The organism is Dinoroseobacter sp. S76 (genome assembly GCF_049801095.1).
Lineage (GTDB): Bacteria > Pseudomonadota > Alphaproteobacteria > Rhodobacterales > Rhodobacteraceae > Dinoroseobacter.
Map to the genome: position 1 here is coordinate 601647 of NZ_JBNAGH010000002.1, position 21427 is coordinate 623073.

A 21427-nucleotide genomic window follows, 5' to 3' on the forward strand; every position below is an offset into this window, starting at 1 on the left:
ACCGGCGCAGGGCCCTCATGCGCCCGCCTCCCGTTGGGGGCTGCGGCGGGCCGCGACGATCTCCGCGAGAATCGAGAGCGCGATTTCCTCCGGCGTGATGGCCTTGATGTCGAGCCCGGCGGGCGCCTTGACCCGGTCGAGCAGGTCAGGCGCGATGCCATCGGCCTCGAGCCGGGCGCGCAGGGTGGCGAATTTCCGGCGGCTGCCGACAAAGGCGATATAGCTGCCTCCGGCGGCGAGGGCCGCGCGCAGGGCCGCCTCGTCGCCCTTCCCCTGGGTCGCGATCACCAGAAAGCGCGCCGCATCGGCGCCCGTGTCAAAGGCATAGCTGTCAGCGAGGCGCACGCCCTCGGGCGCTTCCTCGGCCGACAGGCCTGGTGCGGCGAGGGCAAGGTCGAAATCGAACCCGGCCCCAAGCCGGGCCAGCGCCCGCGCCACGGGCCCCGCGCCGCAAATCTGCAGGACCGGTCGCGGCAAGACAGGTTCCACGAACACATCCATCGACCCTTTGGAAGGGCAGCCATTACGGGCGAACCGGACGCCCGCGCGTTCTTCGCCGGGGGCGACGCCCTCAGCCTCGAGGATTTCTTCGGGGCGCAGGGACAGAAAGCGGGTCTCGCCATCGGCGACGGCCTCCCGCGCGGCGCGACCAATGGCACCCCGGATGCAGCCACCGCCGACCCAACCGGCGAGGATCTCGCCGTCGGCTGAGACCAGCGCCTTGGCCCCGGGCTTGGCCGAGGTGGCCTCGAGCGTGCGCACCACGGTGGCGACAGCGAAGGCGCGGCCCTCCGCGCGCAGCCCTGCGATCTCACGGTCCAGAGCGTCCATCAGATCCCTCCCAGATGTGATTCAAGCGCGGCCAGATCGCTGAGCGTGGCCGCCGGTGCGAAGAGATCGAGATGGGGCATGGCCGCCGCCATCGCGCTTGAGACGGGCGCATAGTCCCGCCATGATTTCAACGGGTTCAGCCAGATCACCTTGCAACCGCGGCGCTTCAGACGCGCCAGCGCTGCGCCGGTCTGCCCGGTCTCGCCGGTGTCGTAGCCATCGGAGAGGATCAGCACGACCGTCCGGTTGTCCACGAAGCGGCGGGCATAGGTGCTGGCATAGGTGTCAAGCGCCGCGCCGATCTTCGAGCCGCCCCCGAACCCGTCCGCCAGCAGGCTCAACCGGTTCAGGGCGCGGATTGGGTCGTCGTCGCGCAGCGCGCCGGTGATCCGCACCAGCCGCGTGTGAAAGAGATAGGCGTCCGAGGCGGGATCGGCCCGCATCAGCCCCGCGAGAAAGGCGAGGAAGACCCGGGCATAGACCGTCATGGAGCCCGACACGTCGCAGAGTGCTGCAATCTTCACCGGACGATCTGGGCGGCGGCGGCGGGCAAGGCGCAAAGGCTCCCCGCCCGTGGCCAGAGACCGGCGGATCGTCCGCCGGAAATCCACGCCCGGGCCACGGGTCGCGGCCTTTCGACGGCGGGAGCGTTGGTCGCGCAGGGCTCGCCCCAAGCGTTCGGCGACCCGCTCGGCGGCGCGGATATCCGCAGCCGAGACGACCTCGCGCAGATCCTTCTTCATCATGTTCTCGATACCGGAGGCGACAAGCTTGCCCTCGCCATCGGCCTCGGCCTCGCCCTGCCCGTCTTCCGGGCTCTCGGCGCGGCCCCGTCCTCCGGACTGGGGTCCTTCGGCAAACTCCGAGGAACTGTTTTGCGGCGTGGGGGCCTTGGGGCTCGGGACAGCTTTTTCCCGCACCCGCCCGCCGCTCAGCCAATAGGCGTCGAAGAGTGCGTCGAACTCCGCGACCTCCGCCTGATTGCCCGCGCAAACCGCGCGCAGAGCGGCCCGGGCGGTGCGGGGCGTGGTGCAGTCAACGCAAGACAGCGCCTCCATCCCCAGCTCGGTAGCCCCCACGCCGAGCGTCATGCCATGGCTGCGCAGATGGGCCATGAACCCGGCCATCCGCGCCGCAGGCCCTTCGTCCCGGGCGGCAAAGCGGGTGACGCGGCTCATGCCGCCTTCCCCGCGAGCCGCTGGGCCACCTCAAGCGGCAGAGCATCGCGATCCGTCCGGGTTTTCAGCAAGGTCGCGAGGGTCGCGCCCAGCACCTGCGGATCATCGTTGAGATCAGCGATCCCCAGCCCGGAGAGCGCGGCAGCAAAGTCGAGCATCTCGGCGATGCCCGGTTTCTTCTCCAGATCCTCGCGCCGCACGGATTGCACGAAGCCCACGATCTGCGCCGCCAGATGGTCGGCGATCTCGGGACAACGCGCGATGAGGATCTCAAGCTCTGTCTCGCGGCTGGGATAGTCCACATAGGCATAGACGCAGCGCCGGCGCAGCGCATCGCTCAGGTCTCGGGTCCCGTTCGCGGTCAGGATCACCGTGGGGCGCGTGACGGCCTTCAGGGTGCCGAGCTCGGGCACGGTGATCTGGTACTCGGACAGGATTTCCAGCAGGTAGGCCTCGAACTCTTCATCCGCCCGGTCAATCTCGTCGATGAGCAGAACCGGGGACTTTTCCTGCCGGATCGCGGCCAGCAGAGGCCGTTCCAGCAGGAACTCCTCGGAAAAGACGCGCTCTTCCGCAGCGCGCGCGCCCGCCCCATCCTCGGCGGCAGCGCGGATCGCCAAGAGCTGCCGCTGGTAGTTCCATTCATAGATCGCGTGAGAGGCGTCGAGCCCTTCATAGCATTGCAGGCGGATCAGGCGCGTGTCCTGCACGGCGGCCAGCACACGCGCGACCTCGGTCTTGCCAACGCCCGCCGCCCCCTCCAGCAGGAGGGGTCGCCCGAGACGCCCGGCGATATGCAGGGCCATGGCGAGATCATCCGAGGCCACATAGCCCGTCTCCCCCATGGCCCTTTGCAAGTCGGTCCAATTGGTCATGTCATCACCGACGGTCCGCGAGGGCAGGACGGCTTGCACGCCTCCCTCGCGTCCCCTCGCTCCTCAGCCGTGGAGGCCGAGATCGTTGGCGGTCTTCCAGATCCGCCAATGGTCATGGGGCATGTGGCTCTGCCGGAGGCCAAAGGCCCGGAAAGCGTCATGCACCGCGTTCGAGAAGGCCGGAACGCCCCCGACATTCGGGCTCTCGCCCACACCCTTGGCCCCGATCGGGTGATGGGGGCTCGGGGTCTCGGTGAAGTCGGTGGTGTAGTTCGGCGTCTCCCAGGCGGTCGGGATGAAGAAATCCATCAACGTCCCGGTCTTGCAGTTGCCGATATCGTCATAGGCAATTTCCTGGCCCATGGCGATGGCGAGCGCCTCGGTCAGGCCCCCATGGACCTGCCCCTCGATGACCATCGGGTTGATCCGGGTGCCGCAATCATCCAGCGCATAGAACTGCCGGATTTCATGCTCGCCCGTGTCCACGTCGATCTCCATGACGCAGATATAAGCCCCGAACGGATAGGTCATGTTGGGCGGGTCGTAGTAGCTGACCGCCTCGAGCCCAGGCTCGACGCCTGGAATGGCCTGATTATAGGCCGCATAGGCGACCTCCTGGATCGTCTTGAACCGCTCCGACGCGCCCTTGACCACGAAGCGATCCACGTCCCATTCCACATCGTTGTCATGAACCTCGAGCAGATAGGCCGCAATCATCTGCGCCTTGGCGCGGATCTTGCGCCCCGCCAGCGCGGTCGCCGCCCCCGCCACCGGGGTCGAGCGAGAGCCGTAGGTCCCGAGACCGTAAGGTGCGGTATCGGTGTCACCCTCCTCGATGGTGATGCTGTCGGCGGGGATGCCGGTCTCCGACGCGAGGATCTGAGCAAAGGTTGTTGCATGCCCCTGCCCCTGACTGATCGTGCCGAGCCGCGCGACCGCAGAGCCGGTCGGGTGAATGCGGATCTCGCAGCTGTCGAACATGCCCATCCCGAGGATGTCGCAGTTCTTCACCGGCCCCGCGCCGACGATCTCGGTAAAATGGGTCAGGCCAATGCCCAAGAGCTTGCGGGTCTCGCCGCGCTTGAAGGCCTCGACCCGCTCGGCCTGCTCCTTGCGAAGCCCTTCGTAATCGACCGCCGCCAGCGCCTTGTCCCAGGCGGTATGGTAGTCGCCACTGTCGAACTCCCAGCCGAGCGCGGACTGATAGGGGAACTGATCGGTCTTGATAAAGTTGATCCGGCGCAGCTCTGCCGCGTCCATATCCAGCTCCATCGCCAGCACTTCGATCATCCGCTCGATGAAATAGGCGGCTTCGGTGACGCGGAAGGAACACCGATAGGCCACGCCCCCCGGGGCCTTGTTGGTATAGACCCCGTCGACGCCCACATAGGCCACCGGAATGTCATAGGACCCGGTGCAGATATGGAAGAACCCGGCGGGAAACTTGGTGGGGTCGGCGCAGGCGTCGAAGGCCCCGTGGTCGGCGGTCACATGGCAGTGCAGCCCGGTGATCTTGCCCTCTTTGGTCGCCGAAATCTTGCCCTTCATCCAGTAATCCCGGGCGAAGGCCGTGGCCATCAGGTTGTCCATCCGGTCCTCGATGAACTTCACCGGCTTGCCGGTGACAATCGAGGCCACGATGGAGCAGACATAGCCCGGATAGACCCCGACCTTGTTGCCGAACCCGCCACCGATATCGGGCGAGATCACGCGGATATTGTGCTCTTCGATCCCGGACAGGAGCGACGCCACGGTCCGCACCACATGGGGGGCCTGGAACGTGCCCCAGAGGGTAAGCTTGCCATTCACCTTGTCCATGCTCGCCACGGAGCCGCAGGTCTCCAGCGGACATGGGTGCGTCCGGTGGTAATAGACCATCTCCTCTGCCACGACCTCGGCATTGTCGATCACCTGTTCGGTGGCGGCCTTGTCGCCCTCCTCCCAGAGGAAAATGTGGTTGTGATGACGGCGGGGGCCATGGGCGCCATCGGCCCCGGGCTCCAGATCCTCGCGCAGGACGATGTCCGATTTCAGCGCTTCGAACGGATCGACCAGCACGTCGAGCTCTTCATACTCGACCTCCACCAGCTCCACCGCATCGGCGGCGATGTAGCGGTCCTCGGCCACGACAAAGGCGACCTCCTGCCCCTGAAACAGCACCTTGCCATCGGCCAGCACCATCTGCTTGTCGCCTGCGAGCGTCGGCATCCAGTGCAAGCTCAGAGGCTCCAGATCCTTGGCGGTCAGCACCGCGACCACGCCGGGCAGCGCCATGGCAGCCTCGATATTGATCGAAACCACCCGCGCATGGGCATAGGGGGAGCGCACGAAATCCCCGTGCAACATGCCGGGCAGCTTCACGTCATCGACATAGTTGCCCTTGCCTTGCGTGAACCGCGCATCCTCGACCCGCTTGCGCGAAGACCCGAGACCCTTGAGCTTTTCGACCCGCTCCTCGCGGGTGGGAGACATATCATTCATTCTGCAGCCTCCTTCGCGGCATTCATCTCGGACGCAGCGGCCAGGATGGATTTGACGATGTTCTGGTACCCGGTGCAGCGGCAGAGATTACCGGCCATGCCAAAGCGCACCTCCTCCTCGGTCGGGTTCGGGTTTTCCTGCAGGAGCCGATGCGCCCGGGTGATCATCCCCGGCGTGCAGTAGCCGCATTGCAGCCCGTGATGCTCCTTGAACATCCGCTGCAGCACGTGGAGGTCATCGGGATCGCCCAGCCCCTCCACCGTGGTGATGTCAGCCCCGTTGGCCTGGGCCGCGAACACGGTGCAGGCTTTGACGGATTTGCCGTCCATCTCCACCGTGCAGGCCCCACAATGGGAAGTCTCGCACCCGACATGGGGGCCGGTGATGTTCAGCCGCTCCCGCAACACGTAGATCAGCAGCTCGCGCGGTTCGGCCAGCATTTCTTCCTGCTTGCCGTTCACGGTCATCTTGATGTGCATCTTGCTCATGTCTCTCTCCCTCACGCGCGCGACCAGGCGCGGGCAATCGCCCGGCCAAGGATCACGCCCGCCACATGGCGTTTAAACTCGATCGGCCCGCGATTGTCGGGCATCGGGTCGATATCGTTCAGCATCGCAGCCACAGCGGCCTTCACCGCCTCCGCATCGCAGCAAGTGCCCGAGAGGGCGGCCCCAGCGGCCTCGGAATAGACCGGCGTATCGCTCAGGTTCGTCATGGCGATATCCACCTTGCCCGCGACCATCCCATCCTTCTCGATCAGGACGGCGGCGGCGGCGGTGGCATAGTCGCCGATCTTCCGCTTTTGTTTTTCATAGGCGAAGCCCTTGGCATGGGCGTCAAAGGCGATCTTGGTCAGGATTTCTTCGTCCTCGCGCAGGGTCGTATAGGCGCCTTCGAAGAACTCCCGCGCCGCAACCTCGCGGGACCCGTCCGGACCCAACAGGGTGAAAGTGGCATCCAGCGCCTGCATCAGGCCGGGCATGTCATTGCCCGGATCACCATTGGCGACGTTCCCGCCCACGGTCCCCATATAGCGCACCTGCGGATCCGCGATCTGCTCTGCCGCCTCGCGCAGGAGCGGTGCCGCAGCGTTGAGCGCGTCCGAGGTGATCAGCGCATGCTGGGTGACCATCGCGCCAATGGTGATCCGGGCGCCCTCGACCGAGATCTCGCGCAGCTCGGCGATGTCCTGCAGATCCACCAGATGCTCAACCGCGGCCATGCGCAGCTTCATCATCGGGATCAGGCTGTGCCCGCCCGCGAGACAGCGCGCCTCGTCACCATGTGTCTGCAACACGCTGAGCGCTGCGGCCAGGTCCGTCGGCCGGTGGTATTCAAAACCCGATGGTATCATCGCGGGGGTCCTCCTCTGGGTCGGGGGCGTCTTGGGCGCCCATCTGCCGTGGGTTGCGACGCTAGTGCGGCGCCCTGCCGCAGACCCACCGCCGACGCATGGATCGAGAGGCGCATTTCACGAGTTGCGCATATGGCGCACGAGTTGCGAGGGCCCTCGCGCATGAGGCGAAAGCGGGTCTGGGCGGACCTGCGATGCGGTGGTGTGACGAAAGGAAAGGGCCGCGCGGGGTCAGACGAGGCCGAGGGCGAGGCGCACATCCTGCAGCCGGGAGCGGCTGACTGGCACCTTTTCGAGCGCGCCGGATGCGTCGAAAAACACGACGCCATTATCCTTCTTGCGCTCGAATCCGGTGACATGGGCCGGGTTCACGAGGTAGCTGCGATGGGCCCGGACGAAGCGCCCCTTGGGCAGGCGTGCCTCCGCATCGGAGATCGACCAGGGGCAAAAGAGCTTCTGCGCGCCGCGATAGAGGATCGTATAATGCCCTTCAGCGCGGATCGCGGTGACGTCCTGGCTGTCCACGAAAAGCGTCCTGCCATCAAGCTCATAAGGAACGGACTTGATGTCTTGCGTCACCTCCACGGGTGCGGGGATCGGCTCCTCCTCGAGGGGGTGATCCGGCTCTGCCAAGGGCGCGCGCTGCTGCCCCTCCACCGCTGGGAGGAGCGTCACGCTGGACAGCAGGAACGCCCCGCAAATCACGAAGGCGATCACCGCCACGATCAGGGCCAGCGTCGCGTTGCTGATCAGCGGGCCGCCGGCGGACGCGCCCTCGATCGCCGTGAAGGAGGTGCCATACATGGCCACGAAATGCACCGCGAAGACTGCGAGCCCGAAGAAGAGCGTGCCGAGCAGGATGTTGCGATAGGTCCGCTCCCCATAGGCGATCCAAATCGCGGCCACCCCGAGCAGGATCGAAGCCGCTCCGGCCTCCAGCAATCCGATCAGGGTGTAGTCCGGTTGGCACAGGCGCATCCCCGACATGCCGATATAGTGCATGACCGGAATGCCGATCCCGACGCAGAGCCCGGCCAGGGTGATCGTTCGTCGAGACCTCGGGAGGAAATGCAGGATCAGCAGCGCCACCCCGACAATGAGGATCGCCACCAAGGCCGAGATCAGGGTGATCAGAGGGTCGTAGTAAAACAGGATCGGCAGTTGCAGCCCCAGCATGGCCACGAAATGCATCGCCCAGATCCCGCCCCCCAAGGCGACGGCGGCCATGGCGACCCGTGTCTTGCGCGGCCCCGCAGGCAGGGACGACGCCCCTTTCGTCAGGGACAATCCCGTGAACCCGGCCATGAGCGCGACCGCCAAGGACGCGGCCACCAGCCATCCATTATGGGACACCTCCAGCACGCGGCTCCCCTCCCCAGTTGCTCCGTGCAGGAAATAAAATAGGCCCAAGCCCGTCTGCCGTCCATCACATTAGAGTGTCACGCGCTCTGGACAGTTACCGGCAATAGGGTTGCGTGGCGGTCCAGGCCCGCATGGACTCGCGCTTGGAGGCGCTCAGCAACGGCGCCCAATCGGCGGCCACGCCCCCGCGCCCCTCGGCGATCACCCCATCGCGCGGCACGGTTACCGCCATGATGCGGATCGCGCAGGACAGGTTCGCCGGACCATCGAGCAAGGCGCTACCCGTGGTCGCCCGGCAGCCATAGCCCCGCGCCGTCGCCGGGGAGATTTGCGTCAGGCCGAACCACTGCCCGCCCCCGCCCACGGCCTCCGGGTTCCAGGTGCTCTCGTATTTCGCCAGCGCCGAGAGAAATCCGGTCCAGAAGGCTGCGCGATCCTCGGTATCTGCGCGCAGATAGGCCGGGCACCAGTCGCGGACATCCGCCGGGGTTCCCGCTGGCAGCGCCGCGCCATGGGTGGCGAGCGCGGCCAGCGCCGCCTCGGTCAGAACCTCCGCATCGGGGCGGAAATCCCATTGCGTCACCGGCAGATCCGAGGTCCCGCGCTCGGCCCGCCCGCTGCAGGCCGCCACAAGGCAGAGGCTGATCAGCCCCAAGAGCCGCGCGAGATAAGCCATGATCCGATCCCCTGTCCGATTATGCGCCAAAGCTGACCGATCCCGGGGGACAAGGCCAGCACCAAGCGCGGATATGGCAAAGATCGGCCAGCCGCGTCAGGGATTGATCGTACAGGAGCCGGTGCCGCTGGCCTGCACGCAGCCGCCCGTGCAGTTCGCCTCCACCAGGATCTCGGTACCATCGGTGCAGGTCACCACAACGACCCCGGCCTCATTGGTGTAGGCCCCGCAACTGCCCGTGTCGTTGCCCGTATCCAGCCGATAGGTCTTGTTCCCGCAATCAAGATCCATGACGGCCCGCTGCCGCCTCTCCTGTGTGCCGAAGGATTGCGGCCCGGGGCGTGTCGAGGCCTCCGGGCGGGCCTGCATCTGCAACTGGGTCTGGGCCATTGCCAGCTGCGGCGAGAGCATGCCGAGGAGGAGAAGGGTAAGAACGGCCCCGGTCCGTGCGTGAAACATCTGAGGAAATCGCATTGCTAAACTCCTTTTGCTGAAACCATGTCCGGAAGGCTGAGCGAAAGGGCGTTAGAGCAGAGTTAGAAAAAGGTGCCTCCCTCGACCCGCGATTTCCCGCGGCGGTTTGGCTGAGCTGTGTTAGGGTTACTGAACTGTTTCCTTAACGAGAGCTTTCCTTATGAAATTCCCATCCCTGATCTCTTGTCTTTTTTGCGCCGCAATGGCCAGCGCCGCCCATGCCACGCCAATCACCCTGACCGGTCTGGCGATCGGGGATCCGAACCCGGCGCAAGTGGTTGCCGAGACGACAACGAATGGCGATTTCCTGATCAGCGATATCGGGGGCAATCCGGGCCCGAGCCGCCTGAATGATGTAACAGACGAAGGCACGAGCTGGTCCTATGACCTCTCCGCGCAACTGAACGGAGGCGAGCTCAGCCAGGTGCTGTCCGCGACGTTGGTTCTTGATGCGAAGACCGGTGGCGACGCCCCGGTGACGGATCGCCTGTTCCTCGATGGTAAGTTCATCTCCAACCCGTTCGGCGGACCTGCGAATTTCGACAGTTTCACGGTCGAGCTGGACCTCCTGGCGCTCTATGGTGCCGATCACATCCTGCGGGCGGTGAACCGGGACAGCATCGTCAATTTCGGCCTCGGCAATGACAGCACGGCCACCCGCGCGGCGCTCACGATCAACGGCATTCTTGCGCCCGTGCCCCTGCCCGCCGGGGGCGGGTTGCTGATCGGCGCGCTCGGTGTGGTCGGCGGGCTCCGCCTTGCAAGGCGACAGCGCGCCCAGAGCCGCGCAATGCGCCTTGCCCCGCCCCCGCGCCTCCCCTAAAACCGCTGCGTTCACTGGCGGAGACAAACCATGCTCGACCTCACATATGACACCCCGAAGCCCAAGGTCATCGCGGGCGCGCGGGAGGATTGGGAACTGGTGATCGGGCTCGAAGTCCACGCCCAGGTCGCCACCAATGCCAAGCTGTTCTCCGGGGCCTCGACCCTGTTCGGCGCCGAGCCGAATTCCAACGTGGCCTTCGTGGATGCGGGCATGCCGGGGATGCTGCCGGTGATCAACGAGGAATGCGTGGCCCAGGCGGTGCGCACGGGTCTGGGCCTGAAGGCGGCGATCAATCTCCGCTCGGCCTTTGACCGCAAGAACTACTTCTATCCGGACCTGCCCCAGGGCTATCAGATCAGCCAGCTCTACCACCCGATCGTGGGCGAAGGCGAAGTGCTGGTGGAACTTGGCGATGGCACGGCCCGCGTGGTGCGGATTGAGCGGATCCATCTGGAGCAGGATGCGGGCAAGTCGATCCATGACATGGACCCGCACATGTCCTTCGTGGATCTGAACCGCACGGGCGTCGCCCTGATGGAGATCGTCTCGCGCCCGGACATTCGCGGCCCCGAAGAGGCTGCCGCCTATGTCTCGAAGCTGCGCCAGATCATGCGCTATCTCGGCACCTGTGACGGCAACATGCAGAACGGCAACCTGCGGGCGGATGTGAACGTCTCCGTCTGTCGGCCCGGCGACTACGAGAAGTATCAGGCGACGCAGGATTTCTCCCATCTCGGCACGCGCTGCGAAATCAAGAACATGAACTCCCTGCGTTTTATCCAGCAGGCGATTGAGCACGAGGCCCGCCGCCAGATCGCGATCATCGAGGATGGCGGCAGCGTCGATCAGGAGACCCGGCTCTATGATCCGGATAAGGGCGAGACGCGCTCCATGCGCTCCAAGGAAGAGGCGCATGACTACCGCTACTTCCCCGATCCCGACCTTCTGCCCCTGGAGATCGAGCAAGCTTGGGTCGATGACATCGCCTCTGCCCTGCCCGAGCTGCCCGATACGAAGAAGGCCCGCTTCATGGGGGAGTTCGGCCTGTCGGATTATGATGCGAGCGTGTTGACCGCCGACACCACCAACGCCGCCTATTTCGAGGCCGTGGCCGGTGAGGCGGGCGATGGCAAGCTCGCGGCCAACTGGGTGATCAACGAGCTCTTCGGTCGGCTGAAGAAAGAAGATCACGATATCGCGGACAGCCCGGTCTCTCCGCCGCAGCTCGCCGGGATCATCAAGCTGATCAAGGCCGATGCGATTTCGGGAAAGATCGCCAAGGACCTGTTCGAAATCGTCTATACCGAAGGCGGCGATCCAGCGGAGATCGTCGAGGCGCGTGGCATGAAGCAGGTCACGGACACCGGCGCCATCGAGGCGGCTGTGGACGAGATCATCGCTGCCAACCCGGCCCAGGTCGCCAAGGCCAAGGAGAACCCCAAGCTCGCGGGCTGGTTCGTGGGTCAGGTCATGAAGGCGACCGGCGGCAAGGCGAACCCCAAGGCGGTGAACCAGCTCGTCTCGGCCAAGCTGAGCCAGCAGTAACCCGCCCATGGGCCTGCGCCGCCCTCGCCCGAACCGCGATGCGGTGCTGGTCTATAACGAGCGGGTGAAGCTCTTTGCGACCTTCACCAATGCGCTCGCCTTGGGGCTGATCGGCTTTGCCATTCTGCGCCCGCTGACCGGCGCTTCCGCCGGGATGACAGCCTCCAGCCTGTGGTGGGGGCTCGCAGGACTGGTATTGCACGGCATTTCGCACTATATACTAGGGTACCTGAAGAAGGAGACGCGTGATCCATGACGCTCTTTGAATTCATCATACCCGTGCTCGCCCTGGCCCTCGCCGCCGGCGGCGCTTTCGTGCTGCGACGGGAACGGCGCAAGCTCGACACCCAACTCGCCCGCCAACACGCCGCCGAGTAACCCGAGAAGCCCCTCTTTTTCTGGTCAGTGCCCCCTCTGCGACGCGAGCGCGACATAGCGACATAGAGGCCCGTAACCACCTGCGATACCGCCTCCTTGTCCAACAGCCCGGTACATCCGGCACCATAGGCCAGCGCCAGTCCCACATACCCGGCCCGGTGACACCACAAGGCACCGCAGGCTTTCCTCACCTGATCTTCAAACCACTCTTTCATTGCCGTTCTCCACGGTTAAGCTGAGCGGGATCCCACCGGAGGGCTACTCCGGCATCGCGATGGGATCAGATTGACAGGTTTTGCCTTATCCACGTGAGGCGGCCTCCGGCGGAACAACAGGCGGAAACAGGCGGAATTGGTGTCTTCTTTCGGAAAACGCCTCGGTGCGCTGATCAAGGAGCGCCGAGAGGCAGGCGGCTTCACGCAAAGGGAGTTGGCGGAACAATCCTTTCCCGATCTCGAGGATCACGAGGGAAAAGAAAGACGTATCCGTGAGCTTGAATCCGGGACCGTAGATCGCCCTCAACCGCGCAACTATATGCCTATCTGTGAAACCCTCTCGATCAGCCGGGATCAGGTGCGCCAACTCAAAACCGCCATCGACGAGCAGGTCGAGACCAATGCAGAGCACCTCTTGCGGGAAAACGCGGCACTGGCGGAACAACTCAAGCTCTCCGAAGCCCTCGTTATTGCCCTCGCCTATGAATACGCCGAAGGCACACCGACGGAGTTCGATGCGGCCATGGCCGGTCTGCGCAACGCATTGAAAGTGGCGGCGGACGCGCGCGCCAAAGGACGGCTGCCAAGCAATGTGGACGACGCGCTGACAGAAATCATCGCCCGCGTGGATGCCCTCAACGACGCTGGCGAGATCGAGGCGGCCACCGCCGCCCTGCAAGACGAAGAAGAGCGCGCGTCCGCCGGTCTCGCCCGGCTCTATGACAAAGGTCTCGCTCAGGCGGTTCTAACCCGGAATGTCGATCTTGCGGTCTCTTATGAAGTCAAGCGCGTCACGCTTGAGACATCTGACCCGGCAGCCCTCTATGATGCCCTCGATACCATCCGTCAAAAACGGCAGGACTTGGGTTGCGACAAGGGCCTCGCCTTCGATCTGGAAGTTGCCATCGCTTTGGGTGACACCCTCCAAAACTGCGCGAGCGGCGACGAGGAGCGTGGCAAGGCCCTCGGAAACAAAGCCGTTGCCCTGGGGATACTTTCAGAACGGTTGCAATCATCTCACCATCTGACCTTGGCAATCGAGGCCAACGAAGAACTCCTAACAGTATTTACGCGTGAAGCGTTCCCAAGACGCTGGGCCACGACGCAGAACAATCTCGGCGCAGATCTGCAAACCCTCGGGGAACGGCAGGACGCCCCGGAAGCCATCACCCGTGCGATTTCAGCCTATGAGGCCGCTTTAGAGATTCGAACACGCCATACCCTCCCCTTCGATTGGGCCACGACACAAAACAATCTCGGGAATGCCCTCCAAGTCATAGGGAAGCGGCAAGGCGACCCAGAGGCCCTAACCCGCGCGATATTGGCTTATTTGGCCGCGTTGGAAGTATTTAGACGTGATGCCCTCCCAGTAAAATGGGCGATGACGACGGTAAATTTGGCAATTGCGAAGCGGTCTCGGTCTCGTCTGCTTTCGGGGGATGCCGCGCGGCGTGCCTTGGAGGCCGCACTCTCTCATGTGGAGGACGCGCTCACGGTCTATTCCCCAGAGAACACGCCATATCACTATGGCAAAGCGACCCGTCTGCGCGACGGTATTCTCGCGGATCTGGACGCCCTTCCCTGAACCGCCGACGCGCTCATGAAAAAAGGCGGAGCCCTTTCGGGCCCGCCTCTTTCTATTCTTATATACTTCGCAGCTTGCGCTTAGGCAGCCTTGCGACGGCTCCGCAGAGCACCTGCGCCCAGCAGCGCGCCGCCCAGCAGCAGACCACCAGCCGGGAGCGGGATCGGAACGATCTCTGCCAGGATCAGGAAGTCGATCTCCGGCGCAACGCCAGTGCCCACGATTTCCGGATCGCCATAGGTATAGGTCAGCGTGATGCTTTCGCCCGCAGCCACAACGGCCGTGAAGTCGATGTCATCGGACTGAGCTTCTGCGGTCACTGCAACGTCAGAACCGAACGTCGTGGTGACGCCGCCCATGAACATGGCAGAGCTGGAGAACAGCGAGATCTGGTTGATCGTCGTCGACTTCAGCGCGAATGCCGCGTTGCTCATGGAGGTGTTCTCGAACGTAAAGGTCAGAACGCCTGCCGTGTCTGCATCAGTGAAGACAGCATTGTAGGAATAGCCCGACGCGAGGAGATCCACGGTATCGCCGGAATTGATGTTCCCGCTTTCAGTCAGAGCGCTTGCCGCACCAGGCAAGGCCAGACCTAAAGCAGCAACTGCTAAAGGTTTTAAGTTCATCGGTTACCCTCTTAGTTACTCACAAGTGACACACCTGCTAAGGGCACTTTAGGTTAACGCGAGGTTTCGAACAAGTTTGCTAACGTCGTGTAAATGGGAATCGGGGCAAATTTTCTACAACTGCGTAATTTTTGGGAGATCTGCGTCCCAGCTCACGAACAATTCCCGAGGCGGTCTGGCATTGTTTTGCACTGATGCACGACTGATGCGGACAGGTCCGCGGCATGTGCTGTGCATCTGCGGAAAACCGCGCGGATGATTCGGCGACGCAGCGTGACAATGTCGCCTCCCCTTGCGCTCGGAAACGGGCCTGATACCGTGCCGCCGCGGCGCAGAAAAGGAACAGCGGAGATGTATGAATACAAGGCCATTCCGGCTCCGACCAAGCCTCTCAAACGCAAGGGCGTGAAGACGGTCGAGGATAGATTTGCCGTGACCATTTCCGAGGCGATGAACACTGCAGCAAGCGAGGGCTGGGAGTATGTGCGCGCCGATACGCTGCCCTGCGAGGAGCGGAGCGGGTTGACCTCCAAGACGACCCGGTTTCAGACGCTGCTGGTGTTCCGCCGCCCCCTGCATCCGGTCACACCGCAAGCCGAGGCAAGCGAGGATGCCCCGCTGCAGCTGCTGCCCGCACCCGGCGAGGCCGCGCCGGACCCGGCTCCCGCCCCCGCGCCCCCGCCTGCACCGCCGGTCGCCGTAGCCCCGGAACCGGCAGTCGTCGCTGAGATGCCGCCCGAGCCGGCGCCCCCGGCCCCGCAACCAGCCTCGCCACAGCCCATCGCCGAGGCAGCGCCCGACGAGCCGCCCGCCCCGAAACGCGTCCCGACCTTTGCCGATGCACGGATCGAGCCCCGCCGCGTGGATCGGATTGCGCCGGAAACCCTGACGGTTCTGAACTCGATGAAGGGCACCCGCCCGAGTTCCGCCGAGGAGGATGACCCCCCCTCGCCGGACGAGCGCTAGACCGCGTCAGACCTCGATCTTCAGGGCGAGCGCATGGATGCGCCCGACGAGATCCGCCCCCAGCGCCGCATGCACCGCGCGATGCCGGGCAATGCGACTCATCCCCTCGAACTCCGCCGAGGCGATATGCACATTCCAGTGGCTCTCACCGCCCTCCTGGTACCCCGCATGGCCCCGATGGGACTCGCTGTCATCGACCACCTCGAGAAGGCGGGGCGCAAACGCCGCCTGAAGCTTGCCTTCGATCTCGGTTTTCACACCCATTTTGTCGCAATCCTCTTTGCTTGCCCGAACAAAGCATTAAACTCTCCTCTCCGAGTCGAAAAGTGAGGTGCCATGTCCAAGAGTGATCCTTTCGGGTTCGATATGTCTGTATCGTCCTCCAAGAAGAAGAATCCGCGTGGCCGCCGCGGCATGTCCGGCGCCTCGGAAACCTCCACGCGCCAGTGTGAACATGAGGGCTGCACCGAGCCCGGCAAGTACCGCGCGCCCAAATCGCCCGACAGTCTCGATGAGTATTTCTGGTTCTGTCAGAAGCACGCGCGCGAATACAATCTGAAGTGGAATTTCTTCAACGGCCAGTCCGAGGAAGAAATGGCCAGGCGCATGGACAAGGACCGGGTTTGGGACCGCGAGACCAAACCGTTCAAGAAATCCACCGAGGAGCGCGCCTGGGCCCGCCTGGGCGTTGACGACCCGCACCAAGTGCTGGGAGAGAACGCGACCCGCAATCCCGGGAAGTCGATCACCGGTACAAGACGGCTACCGCCGACCGAGCGTCGTGCGATCGAGATTCTGGAAGCCAAGGACCATTGGACAAAGCCGGAAATTCGCAAGTCTTACAAAGCACTGATCAAGGTTCTTCACCCTGACATGAATGGCGGCGACCGGAGTGACGAAGAAAAGCTGCAAGAGGTCGTCTGGGCCTGGGATCAGATCAAGGACAGCCGCAACTTCAAGGGCTGAGTCCGCGCTGATCCTGCAAAGCTGATCGGGCCCCTGGCGCGCGAACCCGCGCGCCGCTGGTCTTCTGCGACATCATCTTAACCGATCAAGCCCGCCAGACTCCTACGGGCAAAAGCACAACCTATAGGCGAAGAATGCATGCGGCGGGGCTGCCGACAGATCGCAACGCGCGTACAGGATTTCGGGGCTGGCGGCGCGTGGTACGGGCGGTGGGACTCGAACCCACACGGCACTAAGGCCTTCGGATTTTAAGTCCGATATGTCTACCATTCCATCACGCCCGCACCCCCCTTGGCTAGGACGCGCGCGGGCCTCGCGCAACCGGAAAAATCGCCGCTAAAGCTCCTGCCCTTTCGGGTCGTCTGGGGGCGCCGCGAGATAGACCCGCTCCGGCAGCCAGGGGTTCAGCGCCACGGCTTCGCGCAGCACCGATTGGGCCTGAAGCGCACGGCCCATGCGGATCAGCGTCAGGGCTTTGCCGGACATGGCCGCCGTATGGGTCGGACTGCGCGCAAGCGCCTCATCGAGGTCCCCGAGCGCGGGCTCGTAGTCTTCCTGCAGGAACCGGGCGAAGGCCCGCTGGTTCCACCCTTCGGCATAGTCCGGACAGAGCGCGATCAGCGCCGTGAAGGTCTCGACCGCACCGGCGAAATCATAGCTTTGCCGCTGGGCCATGCCGCGATCCAGAAGCTCCTGTGCGGCGGCATCGGGCGCCTCGGTCCAGACCTGCCACAGCGCGATGGTCAGCGGGCGTGCCGCCGCCTCGGACGGCGCGGCCTGCAAACGCTCATGAATGGCGGCGATATCCGTGCTCCGGTCGCGCACCGGGGCACAGGTCTCGGCCAGTGCCGGGGTGGCAAGGGCCAGGCAAAGAAGCGGGGCGCTGAGGCGCGCAAGACGGAAATGGGCCATGGCGAGAGAGTTGGCGCATATTCCATGGGCGTCAAATCCCGTTCCCGCGAGGGCGCCCCCTTGACCTGCGCGTCTCTGAGGCGCACCTGCTAGGCCATGTTCCCGATCCGCGACCACAACCCGTCCAACCGAACGCCCTATGTCACCCTCGCGCTGATCGCGATCAATGTGGTGATCTTCCTGTCCTATGTCTCGGTCTTGGGCGATCCCCGCGCCTCGATGCAGGTCTTCGTGACCTGGGGCCTTGTGCCTGCGCAGCTCTCTTCCGGCGGCGGAGTGGCGAATATCTTCACCTCCATGTTTTTTCATGGCGGGTTCATGCATCTGGCAGGAAACATGCTGTTTCTCTGGGTGTTTGGCGACAATCTCGAGGATGAGATGGGTCATGGCACCTTTCTCGGCTTCTACCTGCTGAGCGGTGTGGGGGCGGGTTTGGCTCAGGTGATCTCGGACCCGACGAGCCCGATCCCCATGGTGGGCGCCTCCGGCGCAATTGCGGGGGTTCTGGGGGGCTATCTGCTGCTCTATCCCAAGGCGCGGGTGGATGTGCTCTTTATCATCGTGATCATTTTCAAGATCATCCCGATCCCGGCGGGGATTGTCTTGTCGATCTGGTTCGCGATGCAGGTCTTTTCCGGCGCGGCCACCCCGGCAGGCAGTGGCGGTGTCGCCTATTGGGCCCATGCGGGCGGCTTCGTGGCCGGGCTGGTGCTGGTCTTGCCGCTCTGGCTGAAGCTCGGGGGGACCGGCTTCTGGTCGCGCACCCATGGGCATCCTGACCACCCCGAGGCGCGCTATCGGCAGATGCGCACCCGCGTGCCGCAGGTTCAGCGGCGGCGATGAGCGATCTGACTGACCCCACCCGCCTGACCTGCCATTGCGGCGCGGTTGTGTTGGAGCTGCGTCTCGCGGACGGGTTCCGCACCGCGCGCCGCTGCGACTGCTCCTATTGTCGCCGGCGCGGCGCTATTGCGGTCTCGGTGAAGCTGCCGAATCTGCGGGTTGTGCGGGGGGAAGAGGCCTTGCGGCTTTACACCTGGGGCACCCATACGGCGAAGCACTACTTCTGCGGAAACTGCGGCATCTATACCCATCACCAGCGCCGCTCGGACCCAAGCGAGTACGGGGTGAATGTGGGCGGGCTCGACGGGGTGAACCCGCGCGATCTGGGCGAGGTGCCTTGGGCAGATGGCGTGAACCACGTGTCAGATTCCGCCCCCGACTAGCATCGGATCTCGTGCGGCCCGATGGGCCGCCCGGGCTCAGCGCGCGCGGATGGTTTGGGAGAACTTGCTGAAAATCGGCTCATTCGCCGCAAGGATATGGCCATCCTCCAGCAGGGTCTGCCCCTCGCGGATCGGCTCCACCAGCCCGCCAGCCTCGCGCACGAGCACGATGCCTGCCGCGATGTCCCAGGGCTTCAGCCCCCGCTCCCAGAAGCCCTCGTAGCGGCCTGCGGCCACATAGGCCAGATCGAGCGCCGCCGCCCCCCAGCGCCGCACGCCCGCGCATTGGGGCAGAAGCTGACCCAGATCGCTCAGCGCCGCAGGCAGGTATTTGTTGTTGGCAAAGGGCAGCCCAGTGGCAAAGACCGACTCGATCATCGCCCGGCGCGACGAGACCCGCATCCGCGTCTGGTTCATCCAGGCGCCCTGCCCCTTCTCGGCAAAGAACATCTCGTCCTTGGCCGCGTCGAACACGACCCCCGCCACGACCTCGCCCTTATGCTCCAGCGCGATGGACACCGCCCAATGGGGCATGCCGTGCAGGAAATTCGTCGTCCCGTCCAGCGGATCCACGATCCAGCGCCGGGTCGGGTCCGCGCCCACAACCTCGGTCTTGCTCTCCTCGGCCAGCCAGCCGTAATTCGGCCGGGCCTCGCGCAGCTCGGTCTCCAGGATCTCCTGCGCGCGCAGATCCGCGCGACTGACGAAATCCCCAGCGCCCTTCATCGAGGCCTGGAGGTTCTCCACCTCGCGAAAATCCTTGACGAGGCTGCGCCCCGCGGCCCGCGCGGCCTTGATCATCACGTTGAGGTTTGCACTTCCAATCGCCATTCCCGGCCTCCTGAATTCCAGCGCATGCCTATAGACAAGGGGCTGCGCCCTGCCAACCCCCAAACGCCCCATGCGACGGCTGGTCTTGGCCGTTCGCGTCCCCATATGGGAGGGATGCTGACCCGACGCTCTGCCCTCGCCCTAACCGCCGCTGCCCTGATCCCTCATCCCGGGCGCGCCAGCCCCTCCTGGGGCGCCGTGGGGGACGCCGCGCGCAGGCTCGACCAGCTCCACAGCCTTGCCATCGCCCATCGGGGTGAGACCGTGCTGGCCGAGGCGTTTCGCGGCCCCAGCCTGGCGCGCCCGGCGCCGATCAAATCTGTCTCGAAATCCCTCGTGGCGCTACTCCTTGGCGCGGCAATCGACCGGGCCGAGGTCCCGGGCCCCGGCGCCCGCCTCGCCGAGGTCGCGCCCGCCCTCATCCCGCAAACCGCCGCCCCCATCGTCCTGGACCTGACCATGGCCGATCTCGTCACCATGCAGACCGGGCTTGAGCGGACCTCCGGTGCAAATTATGGCGGCTGGGTCGCCAGCGCGAACTGGGTCGCCAACGCCCTGTCGCGTCCGCAAATCGGCACACCCGGACGCGGCATGCTCTACTCCACCGGCAGCTTCCATGTGCTGGGCGCTGCCCTCACCGAGGCCACCGGGCAGAGCCTGCTCACGCAGATGCGCGCGCGGATCGGCACGCCTCTGGGCATCGAGATCCCCGCCTGGACCCGCGATCCCCAGGGCTACTATCTGGGCGGCAATGAGATGGCCCTGCGACCCCTCGACCTGCTGCGCATCGGCGAGATGGTGCGCCGGAACGGATCGTGGAACGGCACACCCGTGATCAGCCCGGACTGGCTCGCGGCCTCGGCCCAGCCGCGCACGCGCTCCCGCTTCTCCGGGCTCGCCTATGGCTATGGCTGGTTCCTCGGACGCGCCGATGGGGCGGAGTTCTTGCTGGCACGCGGCTATGGGGGCCAGATCCTCTGCATCCTGCCCGCACGCGAGATCACCATCGCGATCACCTCGGACCCCACGCGCCCCGCCCGCTCCGGCGGTTACTTCGGCGACCTCATGACACTGATCGACCGCACCATCCTGCCCGCGGCGCGCCTCGCCTGATCCCTTAAGTCTCTAAATATCCCCGCCGGAGGCTCCCGCCCCCTCAAGCTGCCCCGCCCGCTGCAGTTTCAGCGGCTCTGTCCGGGCCAGCCGGATCACATGGGACATGAAGGGCAAGGTGGTCTCGTCGGTCCGCGTGGCCGCATAGAGCCGCTTGGTCACCCCCGCCTCGGTCAGGGGCCGGGTCACGTAATCCGAATTATACCGCACCTCGCGCACCACCCAATCGGGCAGGACCGCAACCCCCCGGTTCGACGCCACCAAGAGCAGGATCACCGCCGTCAGCTCCACCTGCCGGATCGCCCGGGGCTCCACCCGCGCCGGGATCAACAGCTCCGAAAACACGTCGAGCCGCGCGCGCTCCACCGGATAGGTGATCAGCAGCTCATCGCGAAAATCCTCGGCCTCGACATAGGATTTCTGCGCCAGAGGATGGCTGGCCGAGGCCACGAAGACCGGCTCATAGTCAAAGAGCGGTGTGAAATCGACGCCCGGCAAATCCTCCGGGTCCGAAGAGACCACCAGATCCACCTCCTCGCGCTGCAAGGCCGGCAGGGCCTGAAACTGAAGCCCCGGGCGAATATCCACATCCACCTCAGGCCAGGCCTTGCGAAACTGCTCCAGCACCGGAAAGAGCCACTCGAAACAGGCATGGCACTCGATGGCGATATGCAGCCGCCCGGTCTTGCCCGCCTTGATGCCGCGAAACTCCTCCTCCAACGCCGCGACCTGGGGCAGGACCTGCTCCGCCAATCGCAAGAGCCGCATCCCCGCCGCCGAGAGCTTCAACGGCTTGGAGCGGCGCACGAAAAGCTCCAGCCCCGCCTGGTCCTCCAACCCCTTGATCTGATGAGACAAGGCCGATTGCGTGATGTTCAGGATATCAGCCGCCTTGGCCAACCCGCCCGCCTCATGGATCGCCTTGACCGTCCGCAGATGTCGAAATTCCAGATGCATAACCTGAGCCGCCTTCATGTTTATCTTGAAGATTATGAAATTGTCTCAGA

The 21427-nt window shown here is 64.7% G+C and carries 24 protein-coding genes and 1 tRNA gene; 10 read left to right on the top strand and 15 right to left on the bottom strand.

What is annotated here, in order from left to right; translation table 11 throughout:
• Positions 1-15: 15 nt before the first annotated feature.
• From ACP153_RS08680 to ACP153_RS08720, 9 genes are all read right to left on the bottom strand, one after another.
• Positions 16-831, bottom strand: a complete 816-nt coding sequence (locus tag ACP153_RS08680) for an XdhC family protein (RefSeq protein WP_424970583.1) — start codon at positions 829-831, stop codon at positions 16-18.
• The gene (locus ACP153_RS08685) at positions 831-2009 is read right to left on the bottom strand and encodes a vWA domain-containing protein (protein WP_424970584.1); all 1179 of its coding nucleotides are present in this window, start codon (positions 2007-2009) and stop codon (positions 831-833) included. Before ACP153_RS08685 ends, ACP153_RS08680 begins: the two co-directional genes overlap by 1 nt.
• Complete coding sequence (locus tag ACP153_RS08690; protein ID WP_424970585.1) at positions 2006-2884, bottom strand: AAA family ATPase; 879 nt, start codon at positions 2882-2884, stop codon at positions 2006-2008. The genes ACP153_RS08685 and ACP153_RS08690 overlap by 4 nt, the downstream gene beginning before the upstream one ends.
• A 63-nt stretch (positions 2885-2947) precedes the next feature.
• Positions 2948-5365, bottom strand: coding sequence for an aerobic carbon-monoxide dehydrogenase large subunit (locus ACP153_RS08695; protein WP_424970586.1), 2418 nt, complete (start codon positions 5363-5365; stop codon positions 2948-2950).
• Entirely contained in the window at positions 5362-5853 is a 492-nt protein-coding gene (locus ACP153_RS08700) for a (2Fe-2S)-binding protein (protein ID WP_424970587.1), read from the bottom strand. The genes ACP153_RS08695 and ACP153_RS08700 overlap by 4 nt, the downstream gene beginning before the upstream one ends.
• 11 nt (positions 5854-5864) lie before the next feature.
• On the bottom strand, positions 5865-6719 hold the full coding sequence (locus ACP153_RS08705; protein ID WP_424970588.1) for an FAD binding domain-containing protein: 855 nt from the start codon (positions 6717-6719) through the stop codon (positions 5865-5867).
• A 231-nt stretch (positions 6720-6950) separates the two neighbouring features.
• On the bottom strand, positions 6951-8081 hold the full coding sequence (locus tag ACP153_RS08710; protein ID WP_424970589.1) for an MHYT domain-containing protein: 1131 nt from the start codon (positions 8079-8081) through the stop codon (positions 6951-6953).
• A 94-nt stretch (positions 8082-8175) separates the two neighbouring features.
• Positions 8176-8757, bottom strand: a complete 582-nt coding sequence (locus tag ACP153_RS08715; RefSeq protein WP_424970590.1) for a transglycosylase SLT domain-containing protein — start codon at positions 8755-8757, stop codon at positions 8176-8178.
• Between the two features lie 96 nt (positions 8758-8853).
• Entirely contained in the window at positions 8854-9231 is a 378-nt protein-coding gene (locus tag ACP153_RS08720; RefSeq protein ID WP_424970591.1) for a hypothetical protein, read from the bottom strand.
• Between the two features lie 202 nt (positions 9232-9433).
• Here ACP153_RS08720 and ACP153_RS08725 point away from each other — a divergent pair, with 202 nt between their 5' ends.
• The 5 genes from ACP153_RS08725 to ACP153_RS08745 all read left to right on the top strand — a co-directional run bounded on the left by ACP153_RS08725 (position 9434) and on the right by ACP153_RS08745 (position 13780).
• Positions 9434-10054, top strand: coding sequence for a hypothetical protein (locus ACP153_RS08725; RefSeq protein ID WP_424970592.1), 621 nt, complete (start codon positions 9434-9436; stop codon positions 10052-10054).
• Between the two features lie 30 nt (positions 10055-10084).
• Positions 10085-11602, top strand: coding sequence for an Asp-tRNA(Asn)/Glu-tRNA(Gln) amidotransferase subunit GatB (gatB, locus tag ACP153_RS08730; protein ID WP_424970593.1), 1518 nt, complete (start codon positions 10085-10087; stop codon positions 11600-11602).
• Positions 11603-11609: 7 nt separating this feature from the next.
• The gene (locus ACP153_RS08735; RefSeq protein ID WP_424970594.1) at positions 11610-11858 is read left to right on the top strand and encodes a hypothetical protein; all 249 of its coding nucleotides are present in this window, start codon (positions 11610-11612) and stop codon (positions 11856-11858) included.
• Complete coding sequence (locus tag ACP153_RS08740; RefSeq protein ID WP_424970595.1) at positions 11855-11980, top strand: hypothetical protein; 126 nt, start codon at positions 11855-11857, stop codon at positions 11978-11980. The genes ACP153_RS08735 and ACP153_RS08740 overlap by 4 nt, the downstream gene beginning before the upstream one ends.
• A 354-nt stretch (positions 11981-12334) precedes the next feature.
• Positions 12335-13780, top strand: coding sequence for a hypothetical protein (locus ACP153_RS08745; protein ID WP_424970596.1), 1446 nt, complete (start codon positions 12335-12337; stop codon positions 13778-13780).
• Between the two features lie 80 nt (positions 13781-13860).
• On the opposite strand, the gene ACP153_RS08750 is transcribed toward ACP153_RS08745, so the two are convergent.
• Positions 13861-14406, bottom strand: a complete 546-nt coding sequence (locus ACP153_RS08750) for a hypothetical protein (protein WP_424970597.1) — start codon at positions 14404-14406, stop codon at positions 13861-13863.
• Between the two features lie 351 nt (positions 14407-14757).
• Between ACP153_RS08750 and ACP153_RS08755 the strand changes: the two genes are divergently transcribed.
• Entirely contained in the window at positions 14758-15372 is a 615-nt protein-coding gene (locus ACP153_RS08755; protein ID WP_424970598.1) for a DUF4177 domain-containing protein, read from the top strand.
• Between the two features lie 6 nt (positions 15373-15378).
• On the opposite strand, the gene ACP153_RS08760 is transcribed toward ACP153_RS08755, so the two are convergent.
• The gene (locus ACP153_RS08760; RefSeq protein WP_424970599.1) at positions 15379-15636 is read right to left on the bottom strand and encodes a BolA family protein; all 258 of its coding nucleotides are present in this window, start codon (positions 15634-15636) and stop codon (positions 15379-15381) included.
• Between the two features lie 72 nt (positions 15637-15708).
• On the opposite strand from ACP153_RS08760, the gene ACP153_RS08765 reads away from it, so the two are divergent.
• A complete protein-coding gene (locus tag ACP153_RS08765) occupies positions 15709-16338 on the top strand; it encodes a J domain-containing protein (RefSeq protein WP_424970600.1) in 630 nt (209 codons plus the stop codon).
• Between the two features lie 198 nt (positions 16339-16536).
• On the opposite strand, the gene ACP153_RS08770 is transcribed toward ACP153_RS08765, so the two are convergent.
• Together ACP153_RS08770 and ACP153_RS08775 are read right to left on the bottom strand one after the other, a co-directional pair.
• A tRNA-Leu gene (locus ACP153_RS08770) sits at positions 16537-16622 on the bottom strand.
• A 52-nt stretch (positions 16623-16674) separates the two neighbouring features.
• Positions 16675-17250, bottom strand: coding sequence for a tetratricopeptide repeat protein (locus ACP153_RS08775; RefSeq protein ID WP_424970601.1), 576 nt, complete (start codon positions 17248-17250; stop codon positions 16675-16677).
• Positions 17251-17346: 96 nt separating this feature from the next.
• On the opposite strand from ACP153_RS08775, the gene ACP153_RS08780 reads away from it, so the two are divergent.
• Both ACP153_RS08780 and ACP153_RS08785 read left to right on the top strand, forming a co-directional pair.
• The gene (locus ACP153_RS08780; RefSeq protein ID WP_424970602.1) at positions 17347-18093 is read left to right on the top strand and encodes a rhomboid family intramembrane serine protease; all 747 of its coding nucleotides are present in this window, start codon (positions 17347-17349) and stop codon (positions 18091-18093) included.
• Positions 18090-18476 carry a GFA family protein gene (locus ACP153_RS08785; protein ID WP_424970603.1) on the top strand — a complete coding sequence of 129 codons (387 nt, stop codon included), beginning with the start codon at positions 18090-18092 and terminating at the stop codon, positions 18474-18476. The genes ACP153_RS08780 and ACP153_RS08785 overlap by 4 nt, the downstream gene beginning before the upstream one ends.
• 36 nt (positions 18477-18512) lie before the next feature.
• Here the strand turns inward: ACP153_RS08785 and ACP153_RS08790 are convergent, their stop codons facing one another.
• The gene (locus ACP153_RS08790; RefSeq protein ID WP_424970604.1) at positions 18513-19307 is read right to left on the bottom strand and encodes an inositol monophosphatase family protein; all 795 of its coding nucleotides are present in this window, start codon (positions 19305-19307) and stop codon (positions 18513-18515) included.
• 114 nt (positions 19308-19421) lie between these two features.
• Here ACP153_RS08790 and ACP153_RS08795 point away from each other — a divergent pair, with 114 nt between their 5' ends.
• Entirely contained in the window at positions 19422-20420 is a 999-nt protein-coding gene (locus ACP153_RS08795) for a serine hydrolase domain-containing protein (protein WP_424970769.1), read from the top strand.
• A gap of 12 nt (positions 20421-20432) precedes the next feature.
• Here the strand turns inward: ACP153_RS08795 and ACP153_RS08800 are convergent, their stop codons facing one another.
• Complete coding sequence (locus tag ACP153_RS08800; protein WP_424970770.1) at positions 20433-21377, bottom strand: LysR substrate-binding domain-containing protein; 945 nt, start codon at positions 21375-21377, stop codon at positions 20433-20435.
• Between the last annotated feature and the right edge of the window lie 50 nt (positions 21378-21427).

What these genes read in the sequence shown, in the direction of transcription:
- ACP153_RS08680 (WP_424970583.1), bottom strand. Translation starts at nt 831, where the DNA reads ATGGACGCTCTGGACCGTGAGATCGCAGGGCTGCGCGCGGAGGGCCGC.
- ACP153_RS08685 (WP_424970584.1), bottom strand. Translation starts at nt 2,009, where the DNA reads ATGAGCCGCGTCACCCGCTTTGCCGCCCGGGACGAAGGGCCTGCGGCG.
- ACP153_RS08690 (WP_424970585.1), bottom strand. Translation starts at nt 2,884, where the DNA reads ATGACCAATTGGACCGACTTGCAAAGGGCCATGGGGGAGACGGGCTAT.
- ACP153_RS08695 (WP_424970586.1), bottom strand. Translation starts at nt 5,365, where the DNA reads ATGAATGATATGTCTCCCACCCGCGAGGAGCGGGTCGAAAAGCTCAAG.
- ACP153_RS08700 (WP_424970587.1), bottom strand. Translation starts at nt 5,853, where the DNA reads ATGAGCAAGATGCACATCAAGATGACCGTGAACGGCAAGCAGGAAGAA.
- ACP153_RS08705 (WP_424970588.1), bottom strand. Translation starts at nt 6,719, where the DNA reads ATGATACCATCGGGTTTTGAATACCACCGGCCGACGGACCTGGCCGCA.
- ACP153_RS08715 (WP_424970590.1), bottom strand. Translation starts at nt 8,757, where the DNA reads ATGGCTTATCTCGCGCGGCTCTTGGGGCTGATCAGCCTCTGCCTTGTG.
- ACP153_RS08720 (WP_424970591.1), bottom strand. Translation starts at nt 9,231, where the DNA reads ATGCGATTTCCTCAGATGTTTCACGCACGGACCGGGGCCGTTCTTACC.
- ACP153_RS08725 (WP_424970592.1), top strand. Translation starts at nt 9,434, where the DNA reads ATGGCCAGCGCCGCCCATGCCACGCCAATCACCCTGACCGGTCTGGCG.
- gatB (WP_424970593.1), top strand. Translation starts at nt 10,085, where the DNA reads ATGCTCGACCTCACATATGACACCCCGAAGCCCAAGGTCATCGCGGGC.
- ACP153_RS08735 (WP_424970594.1), top strand. Translation starts at nt 11,610, where the DNA reads ATGGGCCTGCGCCGCCCTCGCCCGAACCGCGATGCGGTGCTGGTCTAT.
- ACP153_RS08740 (WP_424970595.1), top strand. Translation starts at nt 11,855, where the DNA reads ATGACGCTCTTTGAATTCATCATACCCGTGCTCGCCCTGGCCCTCGCC.
- ACP153_RS08750 (WP_424970597.1), bottom strand. Translation starts at nt 14,406, where the DNA reads ATGAACTTAAAACCTTTAGCAGTTGCTGCTTTAGGTCTGGCCTTGCCT.
- ACP153_RS08755 (WP_424970598.1), top strand. Translation starts at nt 14,758, where the DNA reads ATGTATGAATACAAGGCCATTCCGGCTCCGACCAAGCCTCTCAAACGC.
- ACP153_RS08760 (WP_424970599.1), bottom strand. Translation starts at nt 15,636, where the DNA reads ATGGGTGTGAAAACCGAGATCGAAGGCAAGCTTCAGGCGGCGTTTGCG.
- ACP153_RS08765 (WP_424970600.1), top strand. Translation starts at nt 15,709, where the DNA reads ATGTCCAAGAGTGATCCTTTCGGGTTCGATATGTCTGTATCGTCCTCC.
- ACP153_RS08775 (WP_424970601.1), bottom strand. Translation starts at nt 17,250, where the DNA reads ATGGCCCATTTCCGTCTTGCGCGCCTCAGCGCCCCGCTTCTTTGCCTG.
- ACP153_RS08780 (WP_424970602.1), top strand. Translation starts at nt 17,347, where the DNA reads ATGTTCCCGATCCGCGACCACAACCCGTCCAACCGAACGCCCTATGTC.
- ACP153_RS08785 (WP_424970603.1), top strand. Translation starts at nt 18,090, where the DNA reads ATGAGCGATCTGACTGACCCCACCCGCCTGACCTGCCATTGCGGCGCG.
- ACP153_RS08790 (WP_424970604.1), bottom strand. Translation starts at nt 19,307, where the DNA reads ATGGCGATTGGAAGTGCAAACCTCAACGTGATGATCAAGGCCGCGCGG.
- ACP153_RS08795 (WP_424970769.1), top strand. Translation starts at nt 19,422, where the DNA reads ATGCTGACCCGACGCTCTGCCCTCGCCCTAACCGCCGCTGCCCTGATC.
- ACP153_RS08800 (WP_424970770.1), bottom strand. Translation starts at nt 21,377, where the DNA reads ATGCATCTGGAATTTCGACATCTGCGGACGGTCAAGGCGATCCATGAG.